The sequence below is a fragment of the Streptomyces sp. NPDC014991 genome, assembly GCF_043080665.1.
GTDB lineage: Bacteria > Actinomycetota > Actinomycetes > Streptomycetales > Streptomycetaceae > Streptomyces.
Map to the genome: position 1 here is coordinate 1 of NZ_JBIBVY010000028.1, position 24,878 is coordinate 24,878.

Below are 24,878 nucleotides of genomic sequence, written 5' to 3' on the forward strand. Positions count from 1 at the left end.
ACATGCACAACCTCGCCCTCGCCGCATGACCCGACAAGCCCAGCCTCTCGCTTCCGGCTGCTTGATCACGGCCTTGTGCAACACCCTTTAGGGTCTGTTGCGAAAGTGGATCTTGTTCGTTGATGATCCGGTCCTGTGGGACGTGGGGATCTGACGAACGGCCAGTGGGCCCGGCTTGAGCCCCTGCTGCCGACGGGCATCAAGCCGGGTCGGCCGCAGGTGTGGACGCGGCGGCAGTTGATAGACGGCATACGGTGGCGGACGCGGACCGGTGCTCCCTGGCGGGACGTGCCCGAACGTTATGGGCCGTGGGACCGGGTGTATGACCTGTTCCGGCGCTGGCAGCGGGACGGCACCTGGGCGAGGATCCTCACCCGGCTCCAGACCGAGGCGGACGCGGAGGGTCTGATCACCTGGGATGTCAACGTCGACTCCACCGTCTGCCGGGCCCACCAGCACGCCGCCGGAGCGGTGAAAAGGGGGACCTGCAGAAGGAACCGCCCGGCGGGATCTTCGTCGAGCCGGCCGACCACGGCCTCGGACGCTCCCGCGGCGGACTGACCAGCAAGATCCACCTCGCGGTCGAGCAGGGGCAGAAGCCCTTGTCCGTCGTGATCACGGCCGGGCAGCGGGGCGACTCCCCGCAGTTCGAGGTGGTCCTGGAAGCCATCCGGGTTCCCCGGTTGGGGCTCGGCAGGCCGCGCAAGCGCCCGGACCGGGTCCGGGCCGACAAGGCTGCGACTCCCGTGGCAATCGCTCCTACCTGCGCAGACGAGGGATCAAGGCCACCATCCCGGTTCCGGCGGATCGGGTCCGCAACCGCCTCAAGCGCGGATCGTATGGGGGGCGTCCACCGGCGTTCGACAAGGACGACTACAAGCAGCGGCACGCGGTCGAGTGCGGGATCAACCGGCTCAAGCGTCACCGGGCCGTCGCCACCCGGTACGACAAACTCGCCGTCCGCTACGAAGCGACCGTGCTGGTCCCAGCCATCAACGAGTGGCTGTGACCAGCACTTTCACAACAGACCCTAGACCTTGGCGCCGCCCCGGACCCGCCTTCCCAGGGATACCTGATAAGAGGCCCGAGCACGTTAACTGCGTTCCGGGTCCGGGAAACAGCATGCTCGGGGAGACCTTGGACGGATATCCTCGGGGCCTCGCCGGGGGATGCGCGCTTCAGTGCCACTGCCGATGACCCCGCGGAGAGCCACCTCAACCCACTAAGACCGTGTCCTACGTGGTGAGGCGGACGAGGCGCTTGTAGCAGCACAGGGCGGCGGCGAGACCGAGAAGGGCCAGGTACTTGCGGGGATCGCGCTCGTAGCGAGGGCTGAGACGGCGGTAGCCGGACAGCCAGGACATCGTCCGCTCGACGACCCACCTCCGGCGTCCCAATCGCTCGCTGGATTCGATTCCCTTGCGGGCGATCCGCACGCCGATGCGCTTCCCTCGCAGCCATCTGCGCAGGTCGGCCTGGTCATACGCTTTGTCGGCATGGAGGCGCTGGGGCTTGAAGTGGCGGCCTCGGTGGGGTCGTGTCTCGTTTGGTGACCCTCCACCATCGGCTTCAGTCCTTCGCTGTCGTGGACGTTGCCGGCGGAGACGCCGACAAGGACGGGCAGGCCGTTCGCGTCCGACAGGATGTGCATCTTGGAACCCGGCTTGCCCCGGTCCACGGGACTCGGACCTGTGTGTTCGCCCCCTTTTTAGCCCTGACGTGGGCGGTGTCGAGAATGACGCGCGAGACGTCCAAGAGGCCGGCATCGTCGAGACGATGCAGTACGGCTTCGTGCAGCCGCCCCCAGACGCCGGCCCTGGACCAGATCAGAAACCGGCGGTGGACGGTCGACTTTGATATCCCGAAGCAGGGCGGCAGCGACCGCCAGGCGCACCCGCTGACGAGCACGTAGACGATGGCTGCGAACACCGTCTCATCAGGTGTGTTCTGCGTTCCACCGCCCTGCGGCCGCGTCCGTTGCTTCGGAATCAGCGGCTTGGCGATCTCCCACAAGCCGTCCGGCACGATCCATCCCCACGTTCCCCGCCCCATACCGGGACAACGTCCGCCTCACCACGTAGGACACGGTCTAAAGGACAAGAATGCGTCCTCCTCGCTGACGCGGGGGTGCTCCAGTGGTCGACCACATCGCGCGCCAGCTATGCACGTCTTCCCCGCCGACGCGGAAGTGTTTCGGTCTCCGCGGGCTCGAAGCTCAAAGATGCGTCCTCTCCGCCGAGGCGGCGGTGTTCCGCCCGCCGAGTCTTGAAGCGGCGCGCCGCCCAGGTCCTCCCCGCCGGCGCGGGGGTGCTGGGCCCGCGCTTACGCGTCCAAGGGACAACCACACTTCGTCCGGGAGCGCGATGTCCACGAAGGCACCGGCGTCGTCGAGCGCGCCGGGCGGCAGCCCGGCCGCGAGGGCGGGCCCGCCACCAAGCGCTCGCCGCGTCCAGCGCGGCGCGGAGGGCCAGGGCGCGGGCGACGTCGTCCTGACCCGGGGCGGCACCTGAGTACTGTGGACCCCGGCTCGCGTCTGGCCGGATCGGGAATCGAAAAGGGATGAGGCCCCCGCGAGTGGCTCTCGCGCGGCATAGTGCGGGGGTGACCGCGACAGCGGACCGTGGGCCCTGCCCGCCCGCCGATGCCGCCACGCGCGGCTGCTCGCCGCCCTGATCACGCTGATCGGTGTCTGCGCCGACGCGGCGGGCGCTGTGCATCAGCCGATCGCCGCCGTCCCGCCCGGCAAGGAGGCCGTTGAGGTGGCCGTCTTGCCGTGCGTCCAGGTCAGCTTCACTGCCGGCACTCTGCTGGACCTGGCTCGCGCCGAAGACGGCTGCCCGGTCGCCTGCCGTCGTGGCGTAGGAGCGGGAGGAGGCACGGCGGAGGTACGCCGTGCGGTGCGCCGCGGCGGAGGCCCAGGATTTCGCGGAGCCGGCCGGCCTGCCAGGTGAGCACGGTGTGCCGCTACCGACGGTGCGACAATCCGCCGCGACGGGCCTGGCGAGCGCCGGCGGCGAGTTCGCTGCGGACGAGGTCCTCGACGAGGCGGTCGACTCCGCGGTGCCTTGGCCCAAGCGCACATTGCCCGCCGAGCAGCGGCCCATCAGGGGCGTACGGGGTGGCGGCAGGCGGTCATCGCGTCGCTTCCCGCCTATGCGCCATCGGCGGCTTCTCGGTAGATGCCGTCGTCGTCGGCGTCGCGGGACCACTCACGGAAATCGGTGTTTCCCAGATCCATGTTGACCACGAAGCTTTCCAGGTACTGCCGCGGGATACGGAAGGACGGTGCGGGTTCACCGGGCGGGTTGTCGACGGCGAGCAGGGGCAGACCGGGTGAGGCGAGGGCCTGCTGGTCGGCGACGAGAAGGACACTGTGATGGGGCCAGTCGTTGTCGTCACGGTCGATCAGGGTGCGCAGTTGGTCGTCGGTCAGGCTGTCGTAGGCGGAGTTGTCGATGGGGGTGACGTCGATGCAGCCGCCGTCCTCACCACCGTGGTCGATGAAGTCCAAGAGGTTGTGCCACGCCTGGGGGGCGGTGAAGCACGTGCGGAGGAGGACGATGCCGCCGCCCTCGGCGTGGATTTTGGGGGCGTCGACGGCCGGCTGGTAGGGCGAGGCGTTGGGGCCGGTGTAGTGGGCTGCGGGCAGGGTGGTGTGGCTGCTGCTCTTGTGGATCTGCTCGGGGGCGGTCGGGGCCTTCCACACCTGAACGAGGTACGTCTCGAGTGGCGGGCTGGTCTTCGAGGGGCGGGGCTTGCGGGGCAGAGCGGCGTCCTTGGCATCGGCGCGGCCGCGTGCGTGGGTGCGAATCCGGTAGGTTCCGGGACCGTCGAATGCGAGGTTGGTGGTGAACGCCTTGTCATAGCTGGCGACGAAGGCCTGGCCCCGGATGAAGTCGGCGGAGATGTCCAGGACGTCGTCCCAGCTCTCGATGTCCAGCGCGGGCTGTTCGTCACGGATTTCGACGGTGACGCGGGCATAGCCGCGTGCGAAGCCGGTCAGGATGGTGCCGAAGTCCTTGTGGAAGCCGATGAGGCTGTTGGTGATGCTGGAGTGTTCGGGGAACTCCATGACGCCTTGCAGCATGGGGTCGATGAGAAGATCATGGTCTTCGACGTAGAGGTCCTTGGTTTCGGTGGTCACGCCGTCTTCAACTCCGTCTCGTCTTTCCCCGTGTACGGCGCTGGGTGCTGCTCCCCAGCCGGTGGGGAGCAGCACCCAGATCATCGATGAGCTGCGGCGGTGCTATTTGATGTGCACATAGTAGGCGTCGCCGTTGAGGACGCGCTGGCTCTTGTAGAAGCCGCCCAGCCGGGCGCCGGCGGTGCGGTTGTCGCTGGCGGAGATGATGCGTGTGCTGCCGCGCCGGGGGTTTCCGCCTTCCTTGGTGGCTGCGAACGGGTACTCGTCGCAGTCCTTGCCGCTGGGGGCGTGAATCCTGCCGCACATGGCGGTGCGGTGCTTGTCGATGGTGGTCTTGTCGGTGATGCGGTGCAGCGGTGTGGAGGCGCCGGGGTGCCCCGTGATGGCCCGCTGGGCGTCGGCGATGTGCCTGGCGGACTCCTTCACCTTGGAGTCGGTGTGGGAGAGGGTGAAGGTGGGAGCGAAGCCGGGAAAGATGCAGCCCGGGTTCTTCACGCGTGTGCGGTTGTTGCGTGCCCAGAAGGTGTCGTCGCAGCGGAACTTGGCGGAGGCGTAGGTGATGTCTCCGCCGGTGTAGCCGGGCTTGGTGAAGGTGAAGCGGTAGGACGCCGGAGTGGTCAGCGTCTTTTTCTTCTTCACCGTGGCTGTGTAGCTGACGGTGCCTTTGCGGACGGGTCCCAGGGTGGATCCCTGGGGGTACTTGACGCTGGTCTTCACGGCTCTGCCGGCACCGACGGAGACGTTGACCTGGATGCCGGAGGCATTGACGAGCGTGGCCTTGCCGACGGTGAAGCTTTCGCCCCACTTCAGCTTGCTCGACTTCAGGCCCATGGAATGCTTGATCTCGAAGCTGGCGGAGCCGACGGGCCTGCCGTTGAGGAGCAGGTCCACGCGGGCGGCGACGTCGAGGCACATACTGGTGCGGGTGATGGTGATGTAACCGATGCGGCAACTCGCCCCGGAGGCGTTGACCTGGACGGTCTTGACGGAGCCCAGCTGCGCTACGCGCAGGGTGTGCTTCACCGGTGTCGGCTCGGCCGCGGCCTCACCCGCCATGCCCCCGGCCAGTACACAGCCTGCGAATGCACCTGCTAACAGCCGCTTTGTTGTCTGCTTCAAGGAAACGGTCCCCCTTCCCTGCCGCTATTCACGGCCGCACCGTGTTGCAAACCGCTGCGGCGGCAGGCATCGCCACCCTAGGACTTTCTCGCCTCAACCTGCCAGCCATTAAAGGCTGTTGACTTGAACGCGACTCGCCACAGGCGGACACGCCGTCACCATCAAAAGCTTTGCAATTCCTCCTGCGGGGGTTACCGCCGACCCACCCGCAGGCCCCGGTCACAAGGCCGGCGCCTTGCAATACCAGGTGAGGCGGTCAGTGGCCGTGCCCAGCGCGGTGGTCACCGCCATGACGCTCCGGGTCTCGTTCCTTTTCTTGTCCAGCGGACGGGCCGCGCCGCAGGCCGACCCGGGGTACAGCTACGCGCTGCGCGGCCAGCGACCCGGTGACTTCTTCGCCGCGGCCTTCTTGGCCGGCTGCTTCTTCGCGGCCGTCTTCTTCTGCGTCTGCAGCAGCTCGTGCACTCGTGCCGGGCCCGCGTCCCCGGTGCGGGAGGCCTTGGCGCTTCTGTACCGACTCCTACAGCGCCGCCATCAGGTGGAGCACCTGCGCCGGCTCCTCCGGCTCTGGGGCCTGCGGGAAGGGAGGCGCTGTCGGCGGCAGGCGTGGACGGGACATCGCCACTCTGACGGTGCCACCACTGGGCGCGAGAGGTGGTGGAGGGAGAGGCAGTATGCAGCGGCGGCCGGACCACGGTGGTACGGCCCTCCGCTACCAGTGGGCTGGTGCGGTGCGAATGCGTGGTCCCAGCCTTCGTCTTGCTGACGACCTCCGGGCTGCCGATCTTCTCGATGTGGTCGATGACGTAGAAGACGTTGCCGATGGAGCCGCGCTCGTCGGTGATGGTTCCGTCGCCGATCTGCTTGGCGTGGCCGCCTTGAAGGAGTTGCTGTTCCCATTGGTCGCGGACATCGCGGCGATCTCGGCGGTGACCGACCTGTCCGCCGAACAGGCCACCCCCGCCGAGATCGCCGCCTGGGCCCGTGACCACTGGACCATTGAGAACTCCGTCCATTGAATTCGCGACGTCGCCTTCGGCGAGGACGCCCGCACGATCCGCACCCGCAACACCCCCGCCGTCATAGCCGTCCTGGGCGACATCGTCCGTGGCACGCTACGGGCCGTCGGCTGGGCCAACACCGTCAGCCCCAGACGCGCCCACACCACTCCCGCCACCATCCTCAAGCTTCACGGCATCACATGACCAAACGGACGTTCCCGCAATACTCTGCGCCGTGTCCGGGACCCTGCCGAAGAGTCTGCTGACAAGGAAATATGAGCGCCGTGAACGACACAGTCGCGGTTGCCCTGATCACGTCCCTGTCCACGCTGAGCGCTGCGGGGTTGGCAGGCGTCGCTTCGGCATGGGTGACCGGCCGGCAGCTACGGCACCAGAGTGCCCTGGCCCGTGAGGAACGGGCCGAGCGGCGAGAGATCGACCATCGGGAGATACGCCGTGCGGCGTATGAGAAGTTCCTGTCCCAGGCTGACCCGGCCTACCGCGTCCTGGACGACGGATGGTTCGCACAGCCGTTCACGGAACTGCGCCACTGGTAAGCGGGATTCGCTGCGCGCAGGGCGCGCTGCATGAAGCGTACATCCGGGTTCGGCTGGTAGGCCCAGACGACGTCGCGGAGCGAGGAGCTGAAGTTCTCCGCAGCATAGGTGACGAATTCCGGCTGCATGCGCCCATCGTGAACGACAGTCCAGACACAGCTGGCAGCGCCGCCGAACTCGATCCCCCAGCTCGCTCAGCAGCTCTCCGTGCCCGGGTCGCCAGCAGCACGGAATTCGTTACCGTGGCCGGGCGAGCACTGGGAAGCCATACCGCAGACGGGCCGCGACTCAGCCGAGCAGGACGAACTTGTTTGACTCCCTGCCGACCGTCTCAAACCACGGCATCACGTGATCAAACCAGATGTTCTGGGAACACTCCGGGGCCCTGCCGTCCGGCAGGCTGTCGTAAACGATCTCCGTCACGCCCCGCAGCCCCTGCTTGGTCGACTCGACAGGGAAGAAGCGGGGCTCCTTCCTCCCGGAAATTCGATCAAGACGTGCGAGGTACTTCTCAACGCGACTGGCCATGTGTCCAGCCTGCTACCCGCAATTGTCCGGCCGGAGCGAGTAGACCTTCGCCCGCGTGAGTGTGGTACGCCTAAGCACCTGAGCCCGGATGAGCCGGACTGTGGGCGGGATCGGCAGAGTGACGGGGGTGCGGCTCCACCGAAGCCACAGCGCCAGGTGGCCAAGCTCGGCAGCCCGGACGAGCTTTTCGAGGGACCACTCCTTCGTACCCCGATCCACCTCGATGCTGATCAGCCGCCCCTTACCCGAACGGTGCCGCAGTTGCAGGTCGAGGCGCCCAGTCCGGTTCTGCCGAGTGGCGGTGGGCAGCCCTACCTCCCGCTGGACTTCATATCCCTGGCCGATCGCCCAGGCGGCCACCGAGTCGGTGAAAAAGGCGGTCACCTCGGGGGTAGACAGGTCACTGAACTGCTGTCGATTGAGCCAGGCCCGCAGGGAGCGGGCGGCCGCATCGAGCCCGGCTTCTGTCATGAGCGACAGTCTGCCCGGCGGGCCTGACAGCTCAACGCACCCTCGGCTGTTCCTCGCCCTGGCCGTCCGGTGGATGGGTACACGAGGTGCCTCCCGTTCTCCTGAACATCAACCACGGCCCGGACGGGGCGCCTCCCGGAGCGGTGCACATCTGCTGCCAGAACAGAATTCGTGAACAAAACCACCTGCGCGACGGATGACCGCCGCCTTCCTCGTGGCCGGTCAAGGGCTCGTCAATGAGCCTTTTCAGCACGGCCACTGATCGGGTGATGCTGGCGGTGTGCGCAACGCACGAGGCTCCCGTGCCGTTGGGGGAGGTGTTCGAAGTCTCAACCCACAGGCACAGGAGCCGCGTTGGTTCCCCATCCTGCCGCACTCGACCTGCCCCACGCCCTGGTCGAGTGGGTCACCATGCTCATCGTCACCCGCGAGGGTGACCGCCGATGCAAGCTCCCGCCGCACCAGCGTGCGCTGGTCGGCCTGGTGTACCTGCGCAGGCACGACACCCTCACCCAGATCGCCGTCGGCTTCGGTATCTCGGTGGGCACCGCCCACGCCTACACCACTGCGGTGATCAGCCTGCTCGCGGAACGCGCACCGGGCCTGCTCAAGGTGCTGCGCGAGACCGATCCCGACTACGTCCTGCTCGACGGCACTCTCGCGGAGTGCGATCGGGTCGGTGACGGCCGGGCCGACTATTCCCACAAGCACCGCCGACACGGTGTGAACGTGCAGCTGGTGACCGATCCGGCCGGACGTCTGCTGTGGATCTCACCCGCACTGCCCGGACGCGCGCACGACCTGACCGCGGCCCGCACCCACCGGATCATCCGGATTTGCGAACGCCAGGGCATTCCAGTCCTCGTCGACCGCGCCTACATAGGAGCCGGCCCGTGGGTGACGACACCGCTCAAACGCCCACCGGGCCGGGAGCTCACACCAACCCAGCAAACCGTCAACCGCGCGCTGTCGGCGGCACGGGCGCCGGTGGAGCGTGGCGTCGCACGACTGAAGTCGTGGCGGGTCTTCCGCAGGGCCCGGTGCAGCCCGAATCGAATGTCGTCAATCGCCGCGGCCGTGCTCACCCTTGAGCGGCAACGCTGAAAGGGCTCAATGCAGGCTCAGTCGCTGTGGGGCGTAGTCTCCGACCTTTCGCGAGTGCGGGGCCGTTCCGACTCGTCCTCTTCATCGGCCAGGTCGGCTTGGTCCGGAGCGCCACTGCTCCACGCGACGGGCGGTGTCGGCGCCGTGATCGTCTGCGGTTCGTCGGAACCCGGGTGGACGCTCGGCTGGGATCCCGGTGCGTGGGACGTCTGCGCTTCATCATCGGAGTTCGTCATGGAGTCTGTGTTCCCATCGTTCTCATTCCAATCCCCCTGATCGAGTTCAGCCGGTGTCATGGTCGTACCGAGAGCGCCCCGGGCTACGGCGGGCTGCCTCGTGTGGGGCCGTGACGACGCCTTGCGACGAAGCAGCCGGGCCCTGCCTGTGGTGACCGCCTGGAAGAAGAAAGTCAGGGTCTGCGGGGCTCTCGCGGTCGCGCAGGTCCGGCACCATCCGCAGCATGCGCGGCCAGTCGCCGTCCGCGGGGGCCGGGCCGCCGTCCATGAGGTGGTGCAGTGCCACCCGTAAGCGGGTCGCAAGAATCTGGTTGTTCACCTCCGCCTTGCCCATCTCGAGCGAGTGCACGAGCGTGGGCCGGCCGCTGTCCGCATCGGCCAACGCCACGCCCAGGGTGAGCGCACTTTTGCCCATGGCGCGCTTCACCACCGCATCGAGGTCCCGCAGGCCGGCCTGCGATTGACTACGGGCGAGCGTCCTTGAGCTGCGTCCGCGTGAGCCGGACCGGTTGCCCGCCCGGGGTGTACAGGCGCTTGATGAAGATCTGGAACCCGAGTTCCCTGATCCTGACTTCGGCCTCATTGGTGTTGTGCGGTTCGGCGCCAAGGGCAGCGCGCACCAACGGGATCACCGGGATGAGACGGCCGCCGATGTCGGCGACGACCCAGACGTCATTGGGGGCGTAGGCGGCGTAGTTGGGTTCCGTGCGGGATGCCTCCATGACGGCGGCGCGCGTCAGGGGGCGGTCCCGCCCGTCTTCGTCCTGACGGTCGTGGTGCTGGCTGCCGTATTCACGGCTCGGGCCTTCCGGGTTGACAGTTGCTGTACGCGAGCGGCCCGCGCTTGCGATCCGTCTGCGAACCCGGCGCCGGGCACGGCGCACTCGCGGGCGCCGGGCCCGGCACGCAGGGAACATTACGCCGGAGCGCACCCAGCGCCGGCGTCGGCCGTGAGCCGCGCCAGCAGGGCGCGGACGCGGGCGGCGTCGGCGGCGGCGATGGTCCGCTGGAACTGGGGCCAGGACAGCGGGCCCGGGGCCGAAGTCCTCGGCGACATCACCGGGCTCTGTGTCGGCGACCTGGGCGCCGGCTCGGCCCGGCACCCCGCTCACCTGGCCGTCCATCACCAGCCCGCCCGCATCATCGCCGTCGACGCCTCACCCGCCCAGCACAGCATGGCTCAAGACCTGTACGGTCACCTCACACCCCGGCTGCGCCTGGTCCACCGCGACGTATCCCGGCATCTGTACGCCACGGCAGGCGCCTACGACGTGCTCTACAGCGTCTTCGGCGCCGTCGACTTCACCGATCCCCGCGCACTGCTGCCCGCGGCGGCCGCCGCGCTGCGCCCCGGCAGACGGCTGGTGTTCTCCACCCTCGGCCACCACCTCGGCGGCGACCCCGCTCACCCCGACGTGCAGCACACCGAGATCGGGGCGAAGACCTCGGACGGTGAGGCGGCCACCATGCGGCGCTGGGTCCTCCAGGAACAGGTGTGGACCAAGCTCCTCGACGAGGCCGGATTCACCCAGATCACCACCGAGACCCTGCCTGCTGGGGACGGGCCGCGCGCCGCCGACACGCTCCTGGTGACCGCGCTTCGACACTGACGCGCAAGCCCTGCTCCTGCCCGCGAACCTGCTCGCCCGCCCCGCCTCCGCGTACGCCGATCGACAATCTGCCCGGCATCCACCCCCGGACGTTGCCGAGCTGCGCGCCCGCGGAGTCCTCGGAGCCCACACAAAGACCCCTCCCGCACCGCGGCGGGCCCTCGGCGCCGGCGGCCGCGCCGACGAGGCACCGCCGCCGTGACGACAAACGGCCCCTGACCGGCCGCCTTGGACATATCGGGTTTATCACGGTGCAACTGATTGCACCCGCGCATGCGTTCGGAGTTGCTGAAGTGCGGACATGACCACACAGGGTTCCAGGGATCAGGCGCGTACAGCGCAACTGCACCGCATTGCCGGCCGGTCGCACCGAAACCGGCAGCCAGAGCCCGCGACGGGCACGGCCGAGCATGGTCGGTGGTGGACCCGATTAGAACGGTCGGTTTCGCTGCTGGTGAGCATCTCCACGCTGGTAGCGGCCGGTACCGCCCTGGTGACGGTGCGCCAGGCCAGTGGCGAGCAGCACTTGACCCGCGACGGCCAGGTCACCGATCGCTACACTGCGGCCGTCGCCAACCTCGGCGATGAGGCAGAGGAGGTGCGGATCGGCGGCCTGTACGCGTTGCAGCGCATAGCCCAGGACTCTCCCCGCGACGCTCCCACCGTCGTCCAGGTCATCTCCGCCTACGTCCGCAGCCACGCCCCCCTGCCGAAGAAGGGCACCAACGGTCCGCAACACCCGGTCAACGACGTGGCCGCCGCCCTGGCCATCCTCGTCGCCCCATTAACCAAAGACAGGAACACACACGCGGATCTGCACGGAGCGAACCTGGCCGATGCACACCTGACCTTTGCGCACATGAACGGCGCGCACCTGGAAGGCGCGCACCTGAAAGGCGCGGACTTGCGCCGTGCGGACTTGCGCCGTGCGGACCTGCGCCGTGCGGACCTGCACCGTGCGCACCTGCGCTACGCGCGTCTGGACGGCGCGAACCTGAAGGGCGCGAACCTGAACGGCGCGGACCTGCGCTACGCGCACCTGAACGGCGCGGACCTGAGGGACGCAGACCTGAGCGGCGCGTACCTGAGCAGCGCGGACCTGAGCGGCGCGAACCTGCTCGACGCGCACCTGCTCGACGCGCACCTGAGCAGCGAGGACCTCAGCGAGGACCTGTTCAGCGATCCCACGCACCTGAGCGGCCCGAACCTGCACGGCGCGAACCTGATCGGCGCGAACCTGATCGGCGTGGACCTGGAGGGCGCGGACCTTGAGGGCGCGCACCTGGACGGCGCGGACCTGGAGGGCGCGGACCTGGAGCTCGTGAACCTGTTGGACGCGCTCCTGAACGGCGCGGACCTGAGCGGCGCGAACCTGCATAGCGCGGCCCTGGAGAGCGCGACCTTGGCGGGCGCGGACCTGAGCGGCGCGGACCTGAGTGACGCGAACTTGTACGCCGCGGACCTGCACGGCGCGAACCTGCACGGCGCGGACCTGGAGGGCGCGGACCTGCGCCATTCCCGGGGGTGAGCTCTCCGGACGGGGCTGGGACGGGGCCTTGCATTCAGGCTGCTAGGACGTCCCGCAGCTCGCGTACGGCACCCTCGCGGTGGTGGTGCGCGGGGAGCGAACGGTACAGGTTCAGGGCGCGGCGCTGGGAGAGCCCGGTGCAGTAGGCGTCCGGGAGCCCGTCCAGCACGGCGGCCGTGCGACGGCACGCCTGCTCGGTGTCGCCGTCATGGTGGATGCGGGCGGCCGCGTTGATGGTCAGCGGGGAGCGGGTGATGGTGGAGGTCGGCGTCGAGGTGGCGCTGGAGGTAGGCGGTGAGGGTGCCGACCAGGAGGTGGTTGTGGGCGAGGGCGTCGGTCAGGGCGCACAGGCCAGGCGCTGCCACTGCTTCATGTTGTTGTCGCCGTGCAGGGTCTGGTAGGTGCTGGGCGCGGGCGAGGTAGGCGTTGATGCGGCGGCAGTGGTGGGTCGCCACGCCAGCAGTTCCGGTGGCATCTCCTCGCCTACCGGGCGCGGGGCGGGCTCGACGGTGCCGGGGGCGGGGCGGGCGGCAGGGTGTCGCGGATCTGCTGGCCCGTGTCCTGCTGAGGGCCGTGGGGGATCTCGCTGGGCGGCGTGACCACCGCGGGTGGGGCGCCTTGAGCGACGCGGCGCGTCTGGGGGCCTACCTGTCCAGGTCGGTCGTGGGCTGGCGGGGCACTCGGCCGGGCGCCGTCACAGCGCGGGCAGGGGGCGGCACCGGGCTGGAAAGTCCCGCTGAACCGTTCACGGACCTGGGCACGGGTGATCAGAGTGGCCCAGCCGGATTGTCAGTGCCGGGCGCGATGATGCCCGTATGACAATCACCATGCGCAACTATGGACTGACCTGGACCGATGCCGACGGCGTGGCGCACGCTTCGGCTGTCGCCTACGACAAGCCCAGCGGGGAGAGACAGAAACAGACCCTCCAGGACGCGGGGTGCACGGATGTGAAGCGGTCAAGCCGGGAACACTGCCGGATCCGCAGTCGTGAAGCCCTCGCCGGCCCGCACCGATTCCGCGCCCGGCCGTTGATGGCGATTCGTGAAAACGGCCAGGGTCGCTCCTCGCCTCACTTGGTTGGTTCTTGATTTATGTGGGGAGGTTGGGGAGCGAAGAGCGGGCCTTGATCATCGGTGGCTAAGTTGGGGCCATGACTGGTGACTGGCGGATGGATCGGATTGGGGCTGCTCTGCGAGGTGAGAACCCGACCGTGCTGCGGCGGCTTGAGTCGGGGTTCGCGGTGATCGGCGACGTTCAGTTCTTGCCGGGTTACTCGGTTCTCCTCGTGGACGAGCCAGGTGTTCAGCGGCTGTCTGATCTGCCGAGGGCGAGGCGGCTGTCGTTTCTGTCCGACATGGACCGGCTCGGAGAAGCCGTTGAGCGCGTCTGCCGGCGCCTGGACCCCGACTTCCGCCGGGTCAACCTGGAGATTCTGGGGAACACCGACCCGTTCTTGCATGCCCATGTCTGGCCGCGGTTCGAGTGGGAGCCGGCCGATCTGATGGGCAAGCCTGTGTGGCTGTATCCGGGCGACCGGTGGAGTGACGAGGGCTTCAGGCTGGGTCCGCAGCATGACGTGCTGCGGGACGGGATCGGGAGCGAACTGGATCGGTTGCGTTCGAGGGGCTGACGGCGTGGCGGGCTCGGTGATCAGTGACGGTCAGTGGACGACGGTCACTGAGTCCTTCGCAGCGGAACTATGTCGGGGCTGGCGGTGGGGATGGAAGGGCGGGCGGCTTCGGGGGTCGCGAGAAGCGCGACGATGGTGAGCGGTGCCGTCGACCACGCCCGGACCGCGCCCGGGTCGACGCCGGCGATATGGTCGAGGAACGGAGCGGCCGGCCACCGCCCGCCGGCAACCCGGTCCGGGAGCAGCAGGTGCGGCGCGTACTCCTGCAGCACACCCAGCCACACCGGCGCCGGCCCGGAACGGAAGAAGAAGTCGACGGCTCGCAGGTCCCACCAGCGGGCCAGCTCGGCGGCCCCGGCCGCACCCGGGCCCTCAAGCGCGGCGAGCTCAAGGGCACGGGCCGCGCGCTCCGGCAGCGGCACCAGCAACTCGCGCGCCGCCCCCAGGAGTTCGGTGTAGAGGAGGACAGCGTCACCGGGACCGGCCGCCCGGCCGTGCAAGATGCCCGACGCCAGCCCGTAGACCGACCCCCACACATCCAGCGCCCGCTCCCGCACCCCGCCCAGCACGGTGCCCGTCAGCCGCTCAACGATCCCGCGGGCCCGCCCCCGGTGATACCCACCCGGACGCTCCAACTCCCCGCGCAACACCTCCGCCGCCCACGCCACCCGCTCCCACCCCGCACCCGACACACCCCGCGGACGCGGACGAGCTGCGGCCCGTCCGGCTCCCGACGGTTGGCGGTGGGCTGGCGGTCGGTCTGGGCCATCAGAACCTTTCCCATGCGGCTGTCGTGCAGTTGTCGCACAACGATCCCGGGAAGTCGGTGGGCAGGAGCCAGCCGCACCCGCCCTCGCAGGAATCCAGCTTGGTGTCGGTGTGGTCGGTCCCGCATCCCAGGCACAGCCGGACGGTGTCCGGCTGTGCCGCGACGGTGGCGGCCTCGAGCATCAGGGCCTCTTCCTCGCAGGACGGGCAGAGCTGGACCGGGCGGAGTCCCTCGACCCGGTCGTCAGGAGTCTGGCCGCGCACGATCCAGGCGTAGTCGCGCGCCGCCGCGGCCGGGTCCTGCCAGGCGACCAGGCAGAAGCGGCAGGCCGGTTGCCCGCCGCCGGCGACGAGGGCGGGCTGGGCACACTCCGGGCATTCCACGGTGACGGCGGTGAGCGGGGCCAGGACGGAGCGGATGTCGTCGGTGCGCTTGTCCACGTAGGCGGTGATCCCGCGCAGCTGGGAACGCACCAGGTTCATGGTGGTCTCCGCCTCGGCGGTCTCGGCCGCGCTCAGGCCCGGCAGCAGGTGAGTGTCGAGGAAGACCAGCAGGAAGTCGAGCACGGCGGCCGCGCGGGCCTCGATCGCGGCGGCGTTCGAGGTCAGGCCCCAGTGGGCCAGCGCGTTGCGGTCGCGTGCCAGCCTCTTGACCGCTGCGACGCCTTTGGCCGGCAGCGCCAGCCCGGCGATCTTTTGAAGGCGACCCATGGTCTCGGTCAGGGTGCAGGTGACGAAGTCGCCCTGGTCATACTGGGCGCGACTGGCGCCGTCGGGCTTGGCGAACACCAGCGCCCAGTGCTCCTGCCGGAGTCGGGCCTTGAGCAGGGTCTCGGTGACGTCCTGCAAGCTGCGCACCGCGTACTTCAGGTCCCGTGGGGTGGGGTCCACGCCCGGGGGTGTCGTGAGTCGGTTGGTGACGTCGACCAGGTAGTCCAGGCCGTTCTCGACCGGAGGGAAGCGCAGCTCGAGTCGCTGCGGGGTGGCGCTCATGCGTCATCCTCCGGCCAGCTGCCGGTGAACTCGGTGATCTCCGTGCCGGACCCGTCGGTGCGCACGGTCTCCTCGAAGTCGATGCCCGCCGCGGTGAGCAGGTTCCGGACCCGGGCGGCGGGACTGGTGTTCTCGCGGCCGGCGCTGCCGAACACGGGCGTGCCTCCGGGGAGGGCGGTGTCCGCCTGCGGGAGAGCCCGGCGCAGCGAGGTGCCGCGCGGGGCGATGTCGACCGTAGGGCGGCGACGGCTGGTGGCGGCGAGTTGGCCGACCAGTTGTGCGGCGGTGATGCCGCCCCGGGCGGCCTCGGCCTCCATGAGGCCGCGGGCCGTGGCGAGCGGCTCGCGGCCCGCGTGCCCCTCGGGGCTGGGAGGTCCCCCGGCCGCCTCACGGTGGTTCACGCGAGGCCCTCCCGCAGTCCGAGGGCGTCGTAGGCGGCGCGGGCGTAGTCACGCGGGGTGGCGGCGGCGCCGTGCACGGCGGCCATCGCGGTGAGCAGCCGGGTGTAGCGCGGGTCGGCGGCCACGGCGTCGGACTCCTCCAGCAGTTCGAACTTGCGGGGATTGCCGAGGTTGCCGACGTGGATGGGGGTGATGCGTCCGACGGGTCGGCCGTCCAGGTGCAGGTCGTGCTCGACCACGTACGCGGCGCGGCCGTCGGGGCCGACGGGGCCCACGCGCAGCCGCCGATCCCGGTCGGCCATGTACCGGTCCAGATCGCGGTACAGCTGCCCCTCCTCCACCGTGCGCCCCGTGCTCGGCGGGATCTTCCCCGTCATCTTCTCCCCCTGTGCTCCCGGTCCGTCCTGGCCAAGTCCTTGCGCATGCGCCGGAGAGTGTCGGGAATCAACCAATCTCCGCAGCTCGACGGCTCCAGCGCCATGGCGGGCACATGGCAATGAAGCGCTCATAGGGCGCACATTTGGCGCACCGACCACGTGCGGAAGGTGTGCCCTCGCCCCCGGGGCATGAGGCGTCTCTGGGCATACCGGCGAACCACGCTGCCGTCTGGGTGCGCTTCCTCTACCTGCGGTAGAGGAACGCGGTAGAGTCGGGGTATGGCAGCAGACGAGACGAGCATCAAGGTGAGCACGGCCGCGCGGGACCGGCTCGCCCAGCTGGCGGCCGAGCACGGCACCACCATTCGCAGCCTGGTGGAGGACCTCGCGCAGGGCACCCCGACGCAGGGGGAGTACGCGGAGCGGGCCGAGCTGGCCCGTGCCGAGCTCGCCTCCGCCCTCGGCAGCGCGCCGAGCCCGGAGGCCGAGGCGAAGGCCAAGGCCCTGCTGGAGCGTCTGGGCGGCGCCGCGCACAGCTCGCGGGCGGCTGCGTAGTGGCGGGGATCGCGGTCGTCCTGGACCACACGACCGCGGGCGCGCTGTACGACCCGAAGGACACCTTTAACGAGGCGGTCGCCGCTTTCTACGTCCAGGCCTCCGGCGGACTCGGCGACCTCTACGCGCCGGTGCTGTCGCTGACGGCCGGCGACGCCGAACGGCCCGGCCTGCTCGGCTACATCAAGGGACTGCGGTTCATCCGGATCGAGGCGCTCGACACCGACGCCGCTGTCACCGCCACCGAACTGCTGCGGTTCGGACACTCCTGGGCCGCCGTCCACGCCATCCACGCCGCCCGCCCCTCCCCCACCCACCCCACCGGCCGGTACCTGCTCACCCTCACCCCCAAGGCCTACGCCGGCACCGGCATCCAAGCCGTCCACCCCGACCAGTAACCGCCAGCCGCCCGGCGGCAGATCGACACGATCGTCGCGTTGCTCCGGCTGCACCCGCTCCTGACTGTCCAGGGGCGGCTGGGGCTTCGTGTACCCGGTGTCCCCCGTGACCGCGTGGAGTCCGCTCACCGGCTCGCCTGGTGGCTTGACCGCCGCCGCCGGTAGAGCCCGTGGGAAGAACGTCAACGTCCTCCTGCCCACTGCTCTGCTCGCTCTGCGCCGCATCGCCGGTGAGATGGAAACGGCGCCCTGGTCGAGCCGTCGCCGGATCTCCCGGTGGTCAAGCCAGCCCTCCCAGTCGACACCGCCCTCCCAGCCGTCCCCCGGTCCCGTCCCCAACTCCTCGCACCCCGCCACGAGTTCGGCCACCGGAGCCAGGTTGCCCTCCATCGCGAACACCCCGTCCGTGGCGACCAAGGAAGAGGCCGTCGGCGCCGCCGCCAGCTGACGGGCCAGATCATCGGGATCGTTGTGCGCGAACCCGCGCACCACCGCGCCGGAGGCTGCCGCCAGCCGGGCGCCGTCGATCAGCGAGGCATGCGCCTTCTCATCCAGGAACACCTGGTCGCCGCGCCCGGCCAGGGCGGACACGACGCCCAGGTTGGTCATGTAGCCCGTGCTGAAGATGAGGGCCGCCTCGTAGCCGAAGAAGTCGGCGAGGTCCGCCTCGAGATTCGGGATCCGGTCGCGGACGTCCCGTACAGGGCGATCGCGTCCTGCGCGGCACCGATCACCTGCGCATTCTCGCTCAGCGCACGATAGTTGTTGCTGCCGAGCATGCAGACCTCGGCGCCGTCCAGCACCGCCTGACCGCCCTCGGACGGGCCCTGAAAGGCCGGGTAGAACGGATAGAGCCCAACATCGCGTGCCTCATCAGCCCGGGCATAGGCACGACACTTCTCCAGCAGGTCCATCAAGAGGGTCCGATCTCTATCGCGGGGCGGCCGAGTTCCGCCCCACCCTCACCCCGCCGCACGCCGGACAGGCTCGCCAGAGGAGAACGTCCCACGCCCTGGCCTTGCGATCGCACCCGTCGTTCCGCCCCGCGGGACACAGCCACCGGACCACGGATGCGACCGACCCCCGCGCCACGCGGCCGACAGCCGGACCACGGTGCCACCCCGCTGGACACCCAAGGCACGGCCCATGCCACAGAACCGACATGAAGATCATCTCCCGCCGACGTCGGCCAGACCGGCACCGAGAGCTGGCACGTCCTGGCCGACCCGGAGGGCAACGAGTTCTGCCTCCTGCGCAGCCGCCTGAAACCCCTCTGACTCCGGACCCGGACGGAGCGTGGTGGTCTGCGTGGTCAGCCGAACAGCTGGTAACCGAGCGGGTGTTGCCGGTCGAAGCCGGGCAGGATCAGGAACGTCGCGCTGGCGGTCGTGGTGGTGAAGGGCAGCAGCGCGTCGGAGGTCTCCATGTGGGTGAGGGTGGCGGTGAAGGTGCGCAGGTCGTTCTGGAAGCTGATGAAGAGCAGGCCGGGGGCGGGCTCGTCGGTGCTGTAGGAGCGGCGGAGCATGAGCCCGACCCCGACCGCGGTGGCGTGCGCTCTGCGCACGTGGGCGTCCGCGGGGACGAGATAGCGCCCGTCCGGGGTCTTGGCTCCGAGGTCCGGGCCCAGGGCGGCGGCTCCGCCGGAGAGGGGGACGCCGCTGGCCCGGCGCCGTCCGAACACCGCCTCCTGTTCGGCCACGGACAGGGCGGCGAACCGCGGCAGGTCGAGTTCCATGCGCCGCAGTACGGCAAGGGTGCCGCCGGCGACCGCGGGGGGCCCCGCCAGCCACAGGTCGCGTCGTTGTTCGGCGGTCGTGTGCGGGCCCACGATGCCGTCGATGAAACCGAGCGGGTTGCGCGGCGCGGTGAGGCCGTTGCCGACGGACACGTTCGCACCGCGGTGGGCGGACTGGCGCCAGCGTTCGCGGACGCGGTCACCGGCCTGGTCCAGAAGCGCGGCGGCGACGACCGGTAGGAGCAGCGCGTCGCTGGCGCAGATCTGTATCAGCAGGTCACCACCGCGTGCTCGCGGGGCGATCCGCTCGCGGGAGAACCGCGGGAGGTCGGCCGCGCCGGGCAGCGAGGCACCGGCCCGGCGCACCAGCCGGGGGCCCACGCCGACGGTCACGGTGAGGTCGCCCGGCGGCAGGCCCAGCAGCCGTCTGTCGGTCCCCGCCGTGAGGGTGCGGATGGCCTGGCCGAGTTCGGCCAGCAGCCGGCCGGGAGCCACGGTGGCATCGAGGTCGGCCACGACGGCGAGCAGGTTGGCCTGGGCGGACTGGGGCAGCGTGATGCCCGCCTGACGGCGGCCCGTCGCCGGCACCGGCATCGGCGTGGTCCCCGGGGCAGGGGCGTGCCGGCCCGGCCGGGCGGAGTCCGGTGTGCACCCGGCGGTCAGGCCGGCGGCCATCATGGCGCCGGTGACCTCCAGGAACGTACGGCGTGACGGGTGGCGGTCGGCTCGGCGCATGGGGTGCAGAGTGCCACACCGGAATCGCGTGTGCCGCTCAACCTGGCCTTTCTGGCGTGGAATTGGGTGCCATGCCAGACTGGGATCATGCCTCGATTAGCTCTTCGCGTGTTGGCGGCGGTAGTGGGCGCGCTGACACTGGTGGCAGGCTGCGGCGACGGCGGATCGGGCAAGGGCCGGCGTCCGGCCGGTGCGCACGTGACGATCCGGGTACCTGCCGATGCCCCGACGATCTCGGACGCGGTGTCCCTGGCCCGGCCCGGTGACCTGGTCCTGGTCGCGCCGGGCGTGTACCACGAGTCGGTGAGGATCGGCACGGCGCGCGTCACGCTTCGCGGTGTGTCCCGGGACAAGGTCGTCATCGACGGGCGGTTGCAGCAGCCGAACGGTGTCGTCGTCTCGGCGCCGGGGGTGGCCGTGGAGAACCTGACCGTGGAGAACAACACGCAGAACGGGATCCTGGTCACCGGTTCGGCGAAGGCGGCCGCCGGCATGCCGGGGGCGAACGGCGGCTACGACACCGGCGACGAGCCCGTCACCTTCCTGAAGTCGTTCCTGGTCTCCCACGTGACCGCGACCCGCAACGGCCTGTACGGCATCTACGCGTTCTCCGCCCAGAACGGTGTCATCGAGCACTCGTACGCGTCGGGCGGCGCCGACTCGGGAATCTACGTCGGCCAGTGCAAGCCGTGCAACATCGTGGTGCGGGACAACGTCGCCGAACTCAACGCGGTCGGTTACGAGGGCACCAACGCCAGCGAGGACATGTACGTGGTCGGCAACCGCCTGGTCGGCAACCGGGTCGGACTCACCACCAACTCCGACCACCAGGAGAAACTGCTCCCGCAGCAGGGCTCCGTCATCGCGGGCAACCTGATCGCCGCCAACCAGCAGACGGCCACCCCGGAGCAGGCCGACGGCGGGTGGGGCATCGGCGTCGGCATCGACGGCGGCAGCGGCAACCGGTTCGTCCGCAACCGTATCGTCGGCAACCACAGCGCCGGACTGCTGATCACCGCGACCGCCGACCTGCCTCCGGTCGGCAACCAGATCGTGGACAACACGTTCACCGGCAACGGCGTCGACGTCGGCTGGACGTTCCCCACCGCCACGCGGGGACGGGGCAACTGCCTGCGGGGCAACGATCTGCGCACCACCGTGCCCGCCCGGCTCGCGAAGAGGGCGGCCTGCCCGCGTCCGGCCGCGTCGTCCTCGCCGGCCGGCACGTGGACGGCGCCGAAGGCACCCGGCGGCATCCCGTTCACCGAGGTCGCGGCGCCTGCTCCGCAGCCGCAGTTCCCCGACGCCGCCACCGCGGGCGCCACCGTCGTCCCGGCCGTCCCGGCCCTGCCGAAGACGGAGGGCGTCCGGCTGCCGCCGGCGTCCCTGCTCTCCGCGAACGCACGGGTGCAGACGTCCTGAACAGCGGCTACCGGGCCGGGGTGGTTCCGGGCAGCGGCTCGACCGGAACGTACGTGTGGGTGTCGAAGTCGATGACCACCGGTTCCGGCTGCGAACCCACGCTGGCGCGGACCCGGAACATGGTGCCGTCGGAGCCGATCCAGTAGCGCACGTTGCCCGCCGTACCGGAACGGCCGGGGGAGGACGGTCCGGTCATGACGTCCACCCGGTGGCCGTGCGCCCGGTCCCGTCCCCACCAGGCGGCGCCGTTCTGCGGGAGCAGTTCGGCGTTGTCCGGCCGGTCGCCGCCGAGACCGAGCACGATGGACAGGGAGGTGTCCAGCGCGCTGCCGGACGACAGCAGCGGACGGTCGTACCAGCCCGAACGGGGCGGCGACGCGGGTGCGTGCGCCGGGGCGTCCGACATCGGGAGGACGTGCACCGAGGTGGGCGTCCACTGGACCAGCCCGTCGCTGGACTTGTCGCGCCCGGTGCCGTGCACCACGCCGTAACCGACCTTGCGCCGGTAGTCGACGGACCCGGTGACGGTCAGCCCGCCGGCCGTGCCCGGCACGGTGATCGTCACCGCGCGGCCGTGCGCCTGGTAGTTACGGAATCGCGTGATGGCCAGCCGGTTCGCCTCCTCCGTCGTCAGCGCGCGCCGGCCGCCGGCGCCGGAGCCACCGTCGACGGCCAGGAACGCGGCCACCGCGACGACCACGATGCCGATGACGGTCGCGGCCCGGCGCGACCGCGGCCATCGGCGCCGGCCGGCCGGACGGCCCGGTGGGGCTTGCCGGATTCTCGCGCCCCGCAGGCGGTTTGACGCTGACACGCTCCGCTTCATCCTTTCGATCTCCACACCGTCCGGCCGCAGCGGGCTCTCGGCGGCACTCGGCACTCCGGTGGCGGACCACGCCGGGCCGGCCCTCGTGGACCGGCCGAGGCGTGATCCGCCCGTCCGCGCCGTCCGGATCACGGACGGGCGGATCACCGTTGTGCGGTTCGTTCAGTGCTGCCGGGCTCGACGGTTCCGGGTCACGAACGCGATGACCAGGCCCGCACCCACCAGCAGACCGACGAGGCCGATCATCTCCGCCAGCCCGGACATGCCGGTGCTCGCAAGGGAACCCCCGCCTCCACCGGCCGGGGCCGGGTGGTTCGCGGACGGCGCGGGCGACGGCGGCGTCGAGGCCCCGGGCGGCGTCGGCGTCGACGACGGAGTCGGTGTCGGCGTGGGAGTCGGCGTCGGGGTCGGGGTCGGCGTCTCCTTCGGGATGTACACCCCGGCGTCGATCGTGTGGTCGACCCCGCCCGGCTTGTCCGGCGCCGTGACGGGCGCGTAGCCGTTGCACAAAGGCCCGGTGGTCGGCGGAGTCACATTGGAGTCGTGCGCACGGTTGGCGCCGGCCCGCGGGAGCGTGAACCTCAGCTCGCTCGCCGGGGGCTGCTCGGGCACCTGGCTGGTGTCCGCGGTGCACACGTCGAACTGCACCGTGTACTTCGCGCCGGGCGTGAGCTGGTATGCGGCGCTGACACCGCCGAAGTAGTACTCGCCGGCGGCGTTGGTCCTGGTCGTGGCGACCTGTTTGCCGTCCGCGTCCAGCAGGTTGATCGTGGCCCCCGGCAGCAGCACGTGCCCCGGGTCCTGGATCCCGTTGTGGTCGCCGTCGAACCACACGACGTTGCCGATCTGGATCGGCGCGTTCGCCGCCGCGTACGCGATGTCACCGAGCCCACCGGCCTTGCCGAACCCACCCTGTTCCCGGCTGACGAACTGGAACCCGTTGGCGGTCGGGTTGTTGCCCGGGCCCTCACCGGTCGTGATGTTGTGGTACCCGGTCCCCGAGGTCGCGACGTTGACGACCGGGTCGAACTCCGTGCTGACGACCCACTGCTGCTGCGGGATGTAGGCCACCGACCCCAGCGCGGTCTCGTGGTGCGCGCTGGCGAAGGAGTCGCCCGGGAAGTATTCGACGACATCGGCGGCCTGGCCGCCACTGTTGGCGGGGGTGGCGTGGTTGGGGCAGCTCCCGGTGCCTTCCCACTGGTATTCGCCGGTGGGAGTGGCGCAGACCATGGTGATGTCACCACCGGACATGCCGTTCTCCGGGGTGTCGTTCCCCGGGCGGGGGTCCAGCCCTCCCCAACTGAGCACGTCCATGAACCGGTCGCGGAAACCGAGGATCATCGAGCCGTCGCGGGCGAAGGCGAGGGAGGACAGCTCCGGCTGCGGATCGATGAAGGGGTTGCCCGTCTGCCGGTCGTCCCACGTGTCCAGGCTGGTGTTCCACGGGTTCCAGTGGGTGGCCTTGTCACCGGAACCGATGACGCTGCCGCGTTCGTACGTGAGCGGGTGGCTCAGCACCGTGGTGAACCGCTTGCCGTCGTAGGTGGAGACGAAGGCTTTCAGGTCCGCGCGCTGCTGTGTGCTCTCCGCGCTGCACACGCCGCCGACGTACAGCGTGTTGTTGTGGGTCTGGAGACCGAACGGCCGCCAGTCCTCGGGGCTCGCGCACCCCGGGTCCGGGATCGGGACCGTCGACTTGGGCGCCGCGGCGGTGGCCCCTGTCGCGTCGAAGCTCACCAGGCTGCGGGTCCGCAGGTTCACCGCGTACAGCGTGGATCCGTCCTCCGACAGGGCCAGGCCGCCGATGCTCTCCTTGCCCGGCACGTCGGTGAACCCGGGGTCCTTGATCAGGTTGGCGGTGTCGTGCCGCGTCACTGCGGCGTCCGGCACCCGCGCGAACAGCTGGGGCGCACCCGAGCCGTTGACCGGCACCGTGTAGATGGCGTCCCCGCCCTGCGGTCCGTACGGGGCGTACCGGCGGGCGAACGCGCTCTGGAACAGCCGGGTCCGGGCCGTGTCGTACGCCAACCCGAACGTCGTGCCCACCTGGGCCTGCGTGGCCAGCGTGGTCGGGCACGCCACATCGGTGGGACACGTGCCCCGGACGTTCGTCCCGAACGCCACCAGCGCCCGGTTGTCGGTGCCGTTGGCGCCGTTGTGGACCGGCACGAAGTACCGGGAGTCCGGCAGCGCGTAGTCGGCTGCATCCCACACCCCGGTCACCACCGAGGCGTTCTTTCCGCCCGACACGTCCACGAACGACGTGAAGCTGTCGAAGTGGTTCTGCGCCGTCGACGCGGGCGCCGCCTGCAGATAGCCGTTGTACGGCGCCGGGACGCTGACGTCGACGCGGTACCGGCCGCCGCTCAGCTCGGTCGACGGCGACACCACGACCTTTCCGGTGGCGTCCGTGACGCCGCCGACGACGTGTCCGGCGGGGTCGGAGATCTTCACCTTCATGCCGCGTTGCGGCACGTCCATCGTCGCGTTGATGACGCCGGTGCCGAAGAAGTCGCGCAGCACCTCGACCGTCAGCGTGCCGTCGTCGGTCGAAGCGGAGGCCGGTCCGGCCGTCGCTCCCACGGCGCCGCCCGCCAGCAGAAGAACAGATAACGCGATGCGCGCCGGCGGCTCCGCAAGCCTCCAGGGTAACCGGCGCGCTTCTCTGCCAAGTCGGTTCATGGCATCACACTCCACACTTCTCTTGTCGTGAAATCCCGGATGCCGGCCGCGA

28 protein-coding genes and 2 pseudogenes are annotated in these 24,878 nt (G+C 70.0%); 13 read left to right on the forward strand and 17 right to left on the reverse strand.

Annotated elements, in window-relative coordinates; genetic code table 11:
- Positions 1 to 135 precede the first annotated feature (135 nt).
- Positions 136 to 561 (forward strand): IS5 family transposase, encoded by a 426-nt coding sequence (locus ACF1BE_RS31080; protein ID WP_392202341.1) that lies wholly within the window; start codon positions 136 to 138, stop codon positions 559 to 561.
- Positions 562 to 569: 8 nt separating this feature from the next.
- Complete coding sequence (locus ACF1BE_RS31085; RefSeq protein ID WP_392202409.1) at positions 570 to 1,034, forward strand: hypothetical protein; 465 nt, start codon at positions 570 to 572, stop codon at positions 1,032 to 1,034.
- A gap of 201 nt (positions 1,035 to 1,235) precedes the next feature.
- Here ACF1BE_RS31085 and ACF1BE_RS31090 read toward each other — a convergent pair.
- The 3 genes and pseudogenes from ACF1BE_RS31090 to ACF1BE_RS31100 all read right to left on the reverse strand — a co-directional run bounded on the left by ACF1BE_RS31090 (position 1,236) and on the right by ACF1BE_RS31100 (position 5,200).
- A pseudogene (locus tag ACF1BE_RS31090) lies at positions 1,236 to 2,052 on the reverse strand (IS5 family transposase).
- Positions 2,053 to 3,151: 1,099 nt separating this feature from the next.
- Positions 3,152 to 4,144 (reverse strand): DUF6924 domain-containing protein, encoded by a 993-nt coding sequence (locus ACF1BE_RS31095; RefSeq protein ID WP_392202342.1) that lies wholly within the window; start codon positions 4,142 to 4,144, stop codon positions 3,152 to 3,154.
- Between the two features lie 102 nt (positions 4,145 to 4,246).
- Positions 4,247 to 5,200, reverse strand: a complete 954-nt coding sequence (locus tag ACF1BE_RS31100; RefSeq protein ID WP_392202343.1) for a NucA/NucB deoxyribonuclease domain-containing protein — start codon at positions 5,198 to 5,200, stop codon at positions 4,247 to 4,249.
- Positions 5,201 to 5,937: 737 nt separating this feature from the next.
- Between ACF1BE_RS31100 and ACF1BE_RS31105 the strand changes: the two genes are divergently transcribed.
- Positions 5,938 to 6,282 (forward strand): hypothetical protein, encoded by a 345-nt coding sequence (locus tag ACF1BE_RS31105; RefSeq protein WP_392202344.1) that lies wholly within the window; start codon positions 5,938 to 5,940, stop codon positions 6,280 to 6,282.
- Between the two features lie 266 nt (positions 6,283 to 6,548).
- Positions 6,549 to 6,821 carry a hypothetical protein gene (locus ACF1BE_RS31110; protein ID WP_392202345.1) on the forward strand — a complete coding sequence of 91 codons (273 nt, stop codon included), beginning with the start codon at positions 6,549 to 6,551 and terminating at the stop codon, positions 6,819 to 6,821.
- Positions 6,822 to 7,109: 288 nt separating this feature from the next.
- Here ACF1BE_RS31110 and ACF1BE_RS31115 read toward each other — a convergent pair whose 3' ends face one another.
- Positions 7,110 to 7,349 carry a hypothetical protein gene (locus ACF1BE_RS31115; RefSeq protein ID WP_392202346.1) on the reverse strand — a complete coding sequence of 80 codons (240 nt, stop codon included), beginning with the start codon at positions 7,347 to 7,349 and terminating at the stop codon, positions 7,110 to 7,112.
- Between the two features lie 12 nt (positions 7,350 to 7,361).
- The gene (locus tag ACF1BE_RS31120; protein ID WP_392202347.1) at positions 7,362 to 7,820 is read right to left on the reverse strand and encodes a hypothetical protein; all 459 of its coding nucleotides are present in this window, start codon (positions 7,818 to 7,820) and stop codon (positions 7,362 to 7,364) included.
- Positions 7,821 to 8,174: 354 nt separating this feature from the next.
- Here ACF1BE_RS31120 and ACF1BE_RS31125 point away from each other — a divergent pair, with 354 nt between their 5' ends.
- A complete protein-coding gene (locus tag ACF1BE_RS31125; protein WP_392202348.1) occupies positions 8,175 to 8,924 on the forward strand; it encodes a transposase family protein in 750 nt (249 codons plus the stop codon).
- A 282-nt stretch (positions 8,925 to 9,206) separates the two neighbouring features.
- Here ACF1BE_RS31125 and ACF1BE_RS31130 read toward each other — a convergent pair whose 3' ends face one another.
- Both ACF1BE_RS31130 and ACF1BE_RS31135 read right to left on the reverse strand, forming a co-directional pair.
- The gene (locus ACF1BE_RS31130) at positions 9,207 to 9,587 is read right to left on the reverse strand and encodes a hypothetical protein (protein WP_392202349.1); all 381 of its coding nucleotides are present in this window, start codon (positions 9,585 to 9,587) and stop codon (positions 9,207 to 9,209) included.
- Between the two features lie 37 nt (positions 9,588 to 9,624).
- Entirely contained in the window at positions 9,625 to 9,882 is a 258-nt protein-coding gene (locus ACF1BE_RS31135; protein WP_392202350.1) for a hypothetical protein, read from the reverse strand.
- A 276-nt stretch (positions 9,883 to 10,158) separates the two neighbouring features.
- Here ACF1BE_RS31135 and ACF1BE_RS31140 point away from each other — a divergent pair, with 276 nt between their 5' ends.
- Positions 10,159 to 10,770 (forward strand): class I SAM-dependent methyltransferase, encoded by a 612-nt coding sequence (locus tag ACF1BE_RS31140; RefSeq protein WP_392202410.1) that lies wholly within the window; start codon positions 10,159 to 10,161, stop codon positions 10,768 to 10,770.
- A 301-nt stretch (positions 10,771 to 11,071) separates the two neighbouring features.
- Positions 11,072 to 12,298: a pentapeptide repeat-containing protein gene (locus tag ACF1BE_RS31145; protein WP_392202351.1), complete on the forward strand. Its 1,227-nt coding sequence runs from the start codon at positions 11,072 to 11,074 to the stop codon at positions 12,296 to 12,298.
- Between the two features lie 34 nt (positions 12,299 to 12,332).
- Here the strand turns inward: ACF1BE_RS31145 and ACF1BE_RS31150 are convergent, their stop codons facing one another.
- Complete coding sequence (locus ACF1BE_RS31150) at positions 12,333 to 12,467, reverse strand: hypothetical protein (RefSeq protein WP_392202352.1); 135 nt, start codon at positions 12,465 to 12,467, stop codon at positions 12,333 to 12,335.
- A gap of 37 nt (positions 12,468 to 12,504) precedes the next feature.
- Positions 12,505 to 12,663, reverse strand: coding sequence for a hypothetical protein (locus ACF1BE_RS31155; protein WP_392202353.1), 159 nt, complete (start codon positions 12,661 to 12,663; stop codon positions 12,505 to 12,507).
- Positions 12,664 to 13,113: 450 nt separating this feature from the next.
- Here ACF1BE_RS31155 and ACF1BE_RS31160 point away from each other — a divergent pair, with 450 nt between their 5' ends.
- Both ACF1BE_RS31160 and ACF1BE_RS31165 read left to right on the forward strand, forming a co-directional pair.
- The gene (locus tag ACF1BE_RS31160; RefSeq protein WP_392202354.1) at positions 13,114 to 13,389 is read left to right on the forward strand and encodes a hypothetical protein; all 276 of its coding nucleotides are present in this window, start codon (positions 13,114 to 13,116) and stop codon (positions 13,387 to 13,389) included.
- Between the two features lie 62 nt (positions 13,390 to 13,451).
- Positions 13,452 to 13,931 (forward strand): HIT family protein, encoded by a 480-nt coding sequence (locus ACF1BE_RS31165; protein ID WP_392202355.1) that lies wholly within the window; start codon positions 13,452 to 13,454, stop codon positions 13,929 to 13,931.
- Between the two features lie 44 nt (positions 13,932 to 13,975).
- Here the strand turns inward: ACF1BE_RS31165 and ACF1BE_RS31170 are convergent, their stop codons facing one another.
- The 4 genes from ACF1BE_RS31170 to ACF1BE_RS31185 all read right to left on the reverse strand — a co-directional run bounded on the left by ACF1BE_RS31170 (position 13,976) and on the right by ACF1BE_RS31185 (position 16,470).
- Complete coding sequence (locus ACF1BE_RS31170; protein ID WP_392202356.1) at positions 13,976 to 14,599, reverse strand: hypothetical protein; 624 nt, start codon at positions 14,597 to 14,599, stop codon at positions 13,976 to 13,978.
- Positions 14,600 to 14,699: 100 nt separating this feature from the next.
- Complete coding sequence (locus tag ACF1BE_RS31175) at positions 14,700 to 15,692, reverse strand: hypothetical protein (RefSeq protein WP_392202357.1); 993 nt, start codon at positions 15,690 to 15,692, stop codon at positions 14,700 to 14,702.
- Positions 15,689 to 16,093, reverse strand: a complete 405-nt coding sequence (locus tag ACF1BE_RS31180; protein WP_392202358.1) for a hypothetical protein — start codon at positions 16,091 to 16,093, stop codon at positions 15,689 to 15,691. The genes ACF1BE_RS31175 and ACF1BE_RS31180 overlap by 4 nt, the downstream gene beginning before the upstream one ends.
- On the reverse strand, positions 16,090 to 16,470 hold the full coding sequence (locus tag ACF1BE_RS31185) for a DUF6354 family protein (protein WP_392202359.1): 381 nt from the start codon (positions 16,468 to 16,470) through the stop codon (positions 16,090 to 16,092). Before ACF1BE_RS31185 ends, ACF1BE_RS31180 begins: the two co-directional genes overlap by 4 nt.
- A gap of 279 nt (positions 16,471 to 16,749) precedes the next feature.
- Here ACF1BE_RS31185 and ACF1BE_RS31190 point away from each other — a divergent pair, with 279 nt between their 5' ends.
- On the forward strand, positions 16,750 to 17,025 hold the full coding sequence (locus ACF1BE_RS31190; RefSeq protein WP_392202360.1) for a hypothetical protein: 276 nt from the start codon (positions 16,750 to 16,752) through the stop codon (positions 17,023 to 17,025).
- Positions 17,025 to 17,423, forward strand: a complete 399-nt coding sequence (locus ACF1BE_RS31195; protein ID WP_392202361.1) for a hypothetical protein — start codon at positions 17,025 to 17,027, stop codon at positions 17,421 to 17,423. Before ACF1BE_RS31190 ends, ACF1BE_RS31195 begins: the two co-directional genes overlap by 1 nt.
- 605 nt (positions 17,424 to 18,028) lie before the next feature.
- Here the strand turns inward: ACF1BE_RS31195 and ACF1BE_RS31200 are convergent.
- Positions 18,029 to 18,337, reverse strand: a complete 309-nt coding sequence (locus ACF1BE_RS31200; RefSeq protein ID WP_392202362.1) for a hypothetical protein — start codon at positions 18,335 to 18,337, stop codon at positions 18,029 to 18,031.
- A 261-nt stretch (positions 18,338 to 18,598) separates the two neighbouring features.
- Between ACF1BE_RS31200 and ACF1BE_RS31205 the strand changes: the two are divergent.
- Positions 18,599 to 18,700, forward strand: a pseudogene (locus tag ACF1BE_RS31205) (VOC family protein); the annotation flags it as partial.
- Between the two features lie 35 nt (positions 18,701 to 18,735).
- Here ACF1BE_RS31205 and ACF1BE_RS31210 read toward each other — a convergent pair.
- Positions 18,736 to 19,893, reverse strand: coding sequence for a Dyp-type peroxidase (locus ACF1BE_RS31210; RefSeq protein ID WP_392202363.1), 1,158 nt, complete (start codon positions 19,891 to 19,893; stop codon positions 18,736 to 18,738).
- 87 nt (positions 19,894 to 19,980) lie between these two features.
- Here ACF1BE_RS31210 and ACF1BE_RS31215 point away from each other — a divergent pair, with 87 nt between their 5' ends.
- A complete protein-coding gene (locus ACF1BE_RS31215; RefSeq protein ID WP_392202364.1) occupies positions 19,981 to 21,315 on the forward strand; it encodes a right-handed parallel beta-helix repeat-containing protein in 1,335 nt (444 codons plus the stop codon).
- Positions 21,316 to 21,322: 7 nt separating this feature from the next.
- Here ACF1BE_RS31215 and ACF1BE_RS31220 read toward each other — a convergent pair whose 3' ends face one another.
- Both ACF1BE_RS31220 and ACF1BE_RS31225 read right to left on the reverse strand, forming a co-directional pair.
- Positions 21,323 to 22,003 carry a hypothetical protein gene (locus ACF1BE_RS31220; protein ID WP_392202411.1) on the reverse strand — a complete coding sequence of 227 codons (681 nt, stop codon included), beginning with the start codon at positions 22,001 to 22,003 and terminating at the stop codon, positions 21,323 to 21,325.
- 300 nt (positions 22,004 to 22,303) lie between these two features.
- Positions 22,304 to 24,727 (reverse strand): SdrD B-like domain-containing protein, encoded by a 2,424-nt coding sequence (locus ACF1BE_RS31225; protein WP_392202365.1) that lies wholly within the window; start codon positions 24,725 to 24,727, stop codon positions 22,304 to 22,306.
- Between the last annotated feature and the right edge of the window lie 151 nt (positions 24,728 to 24,878).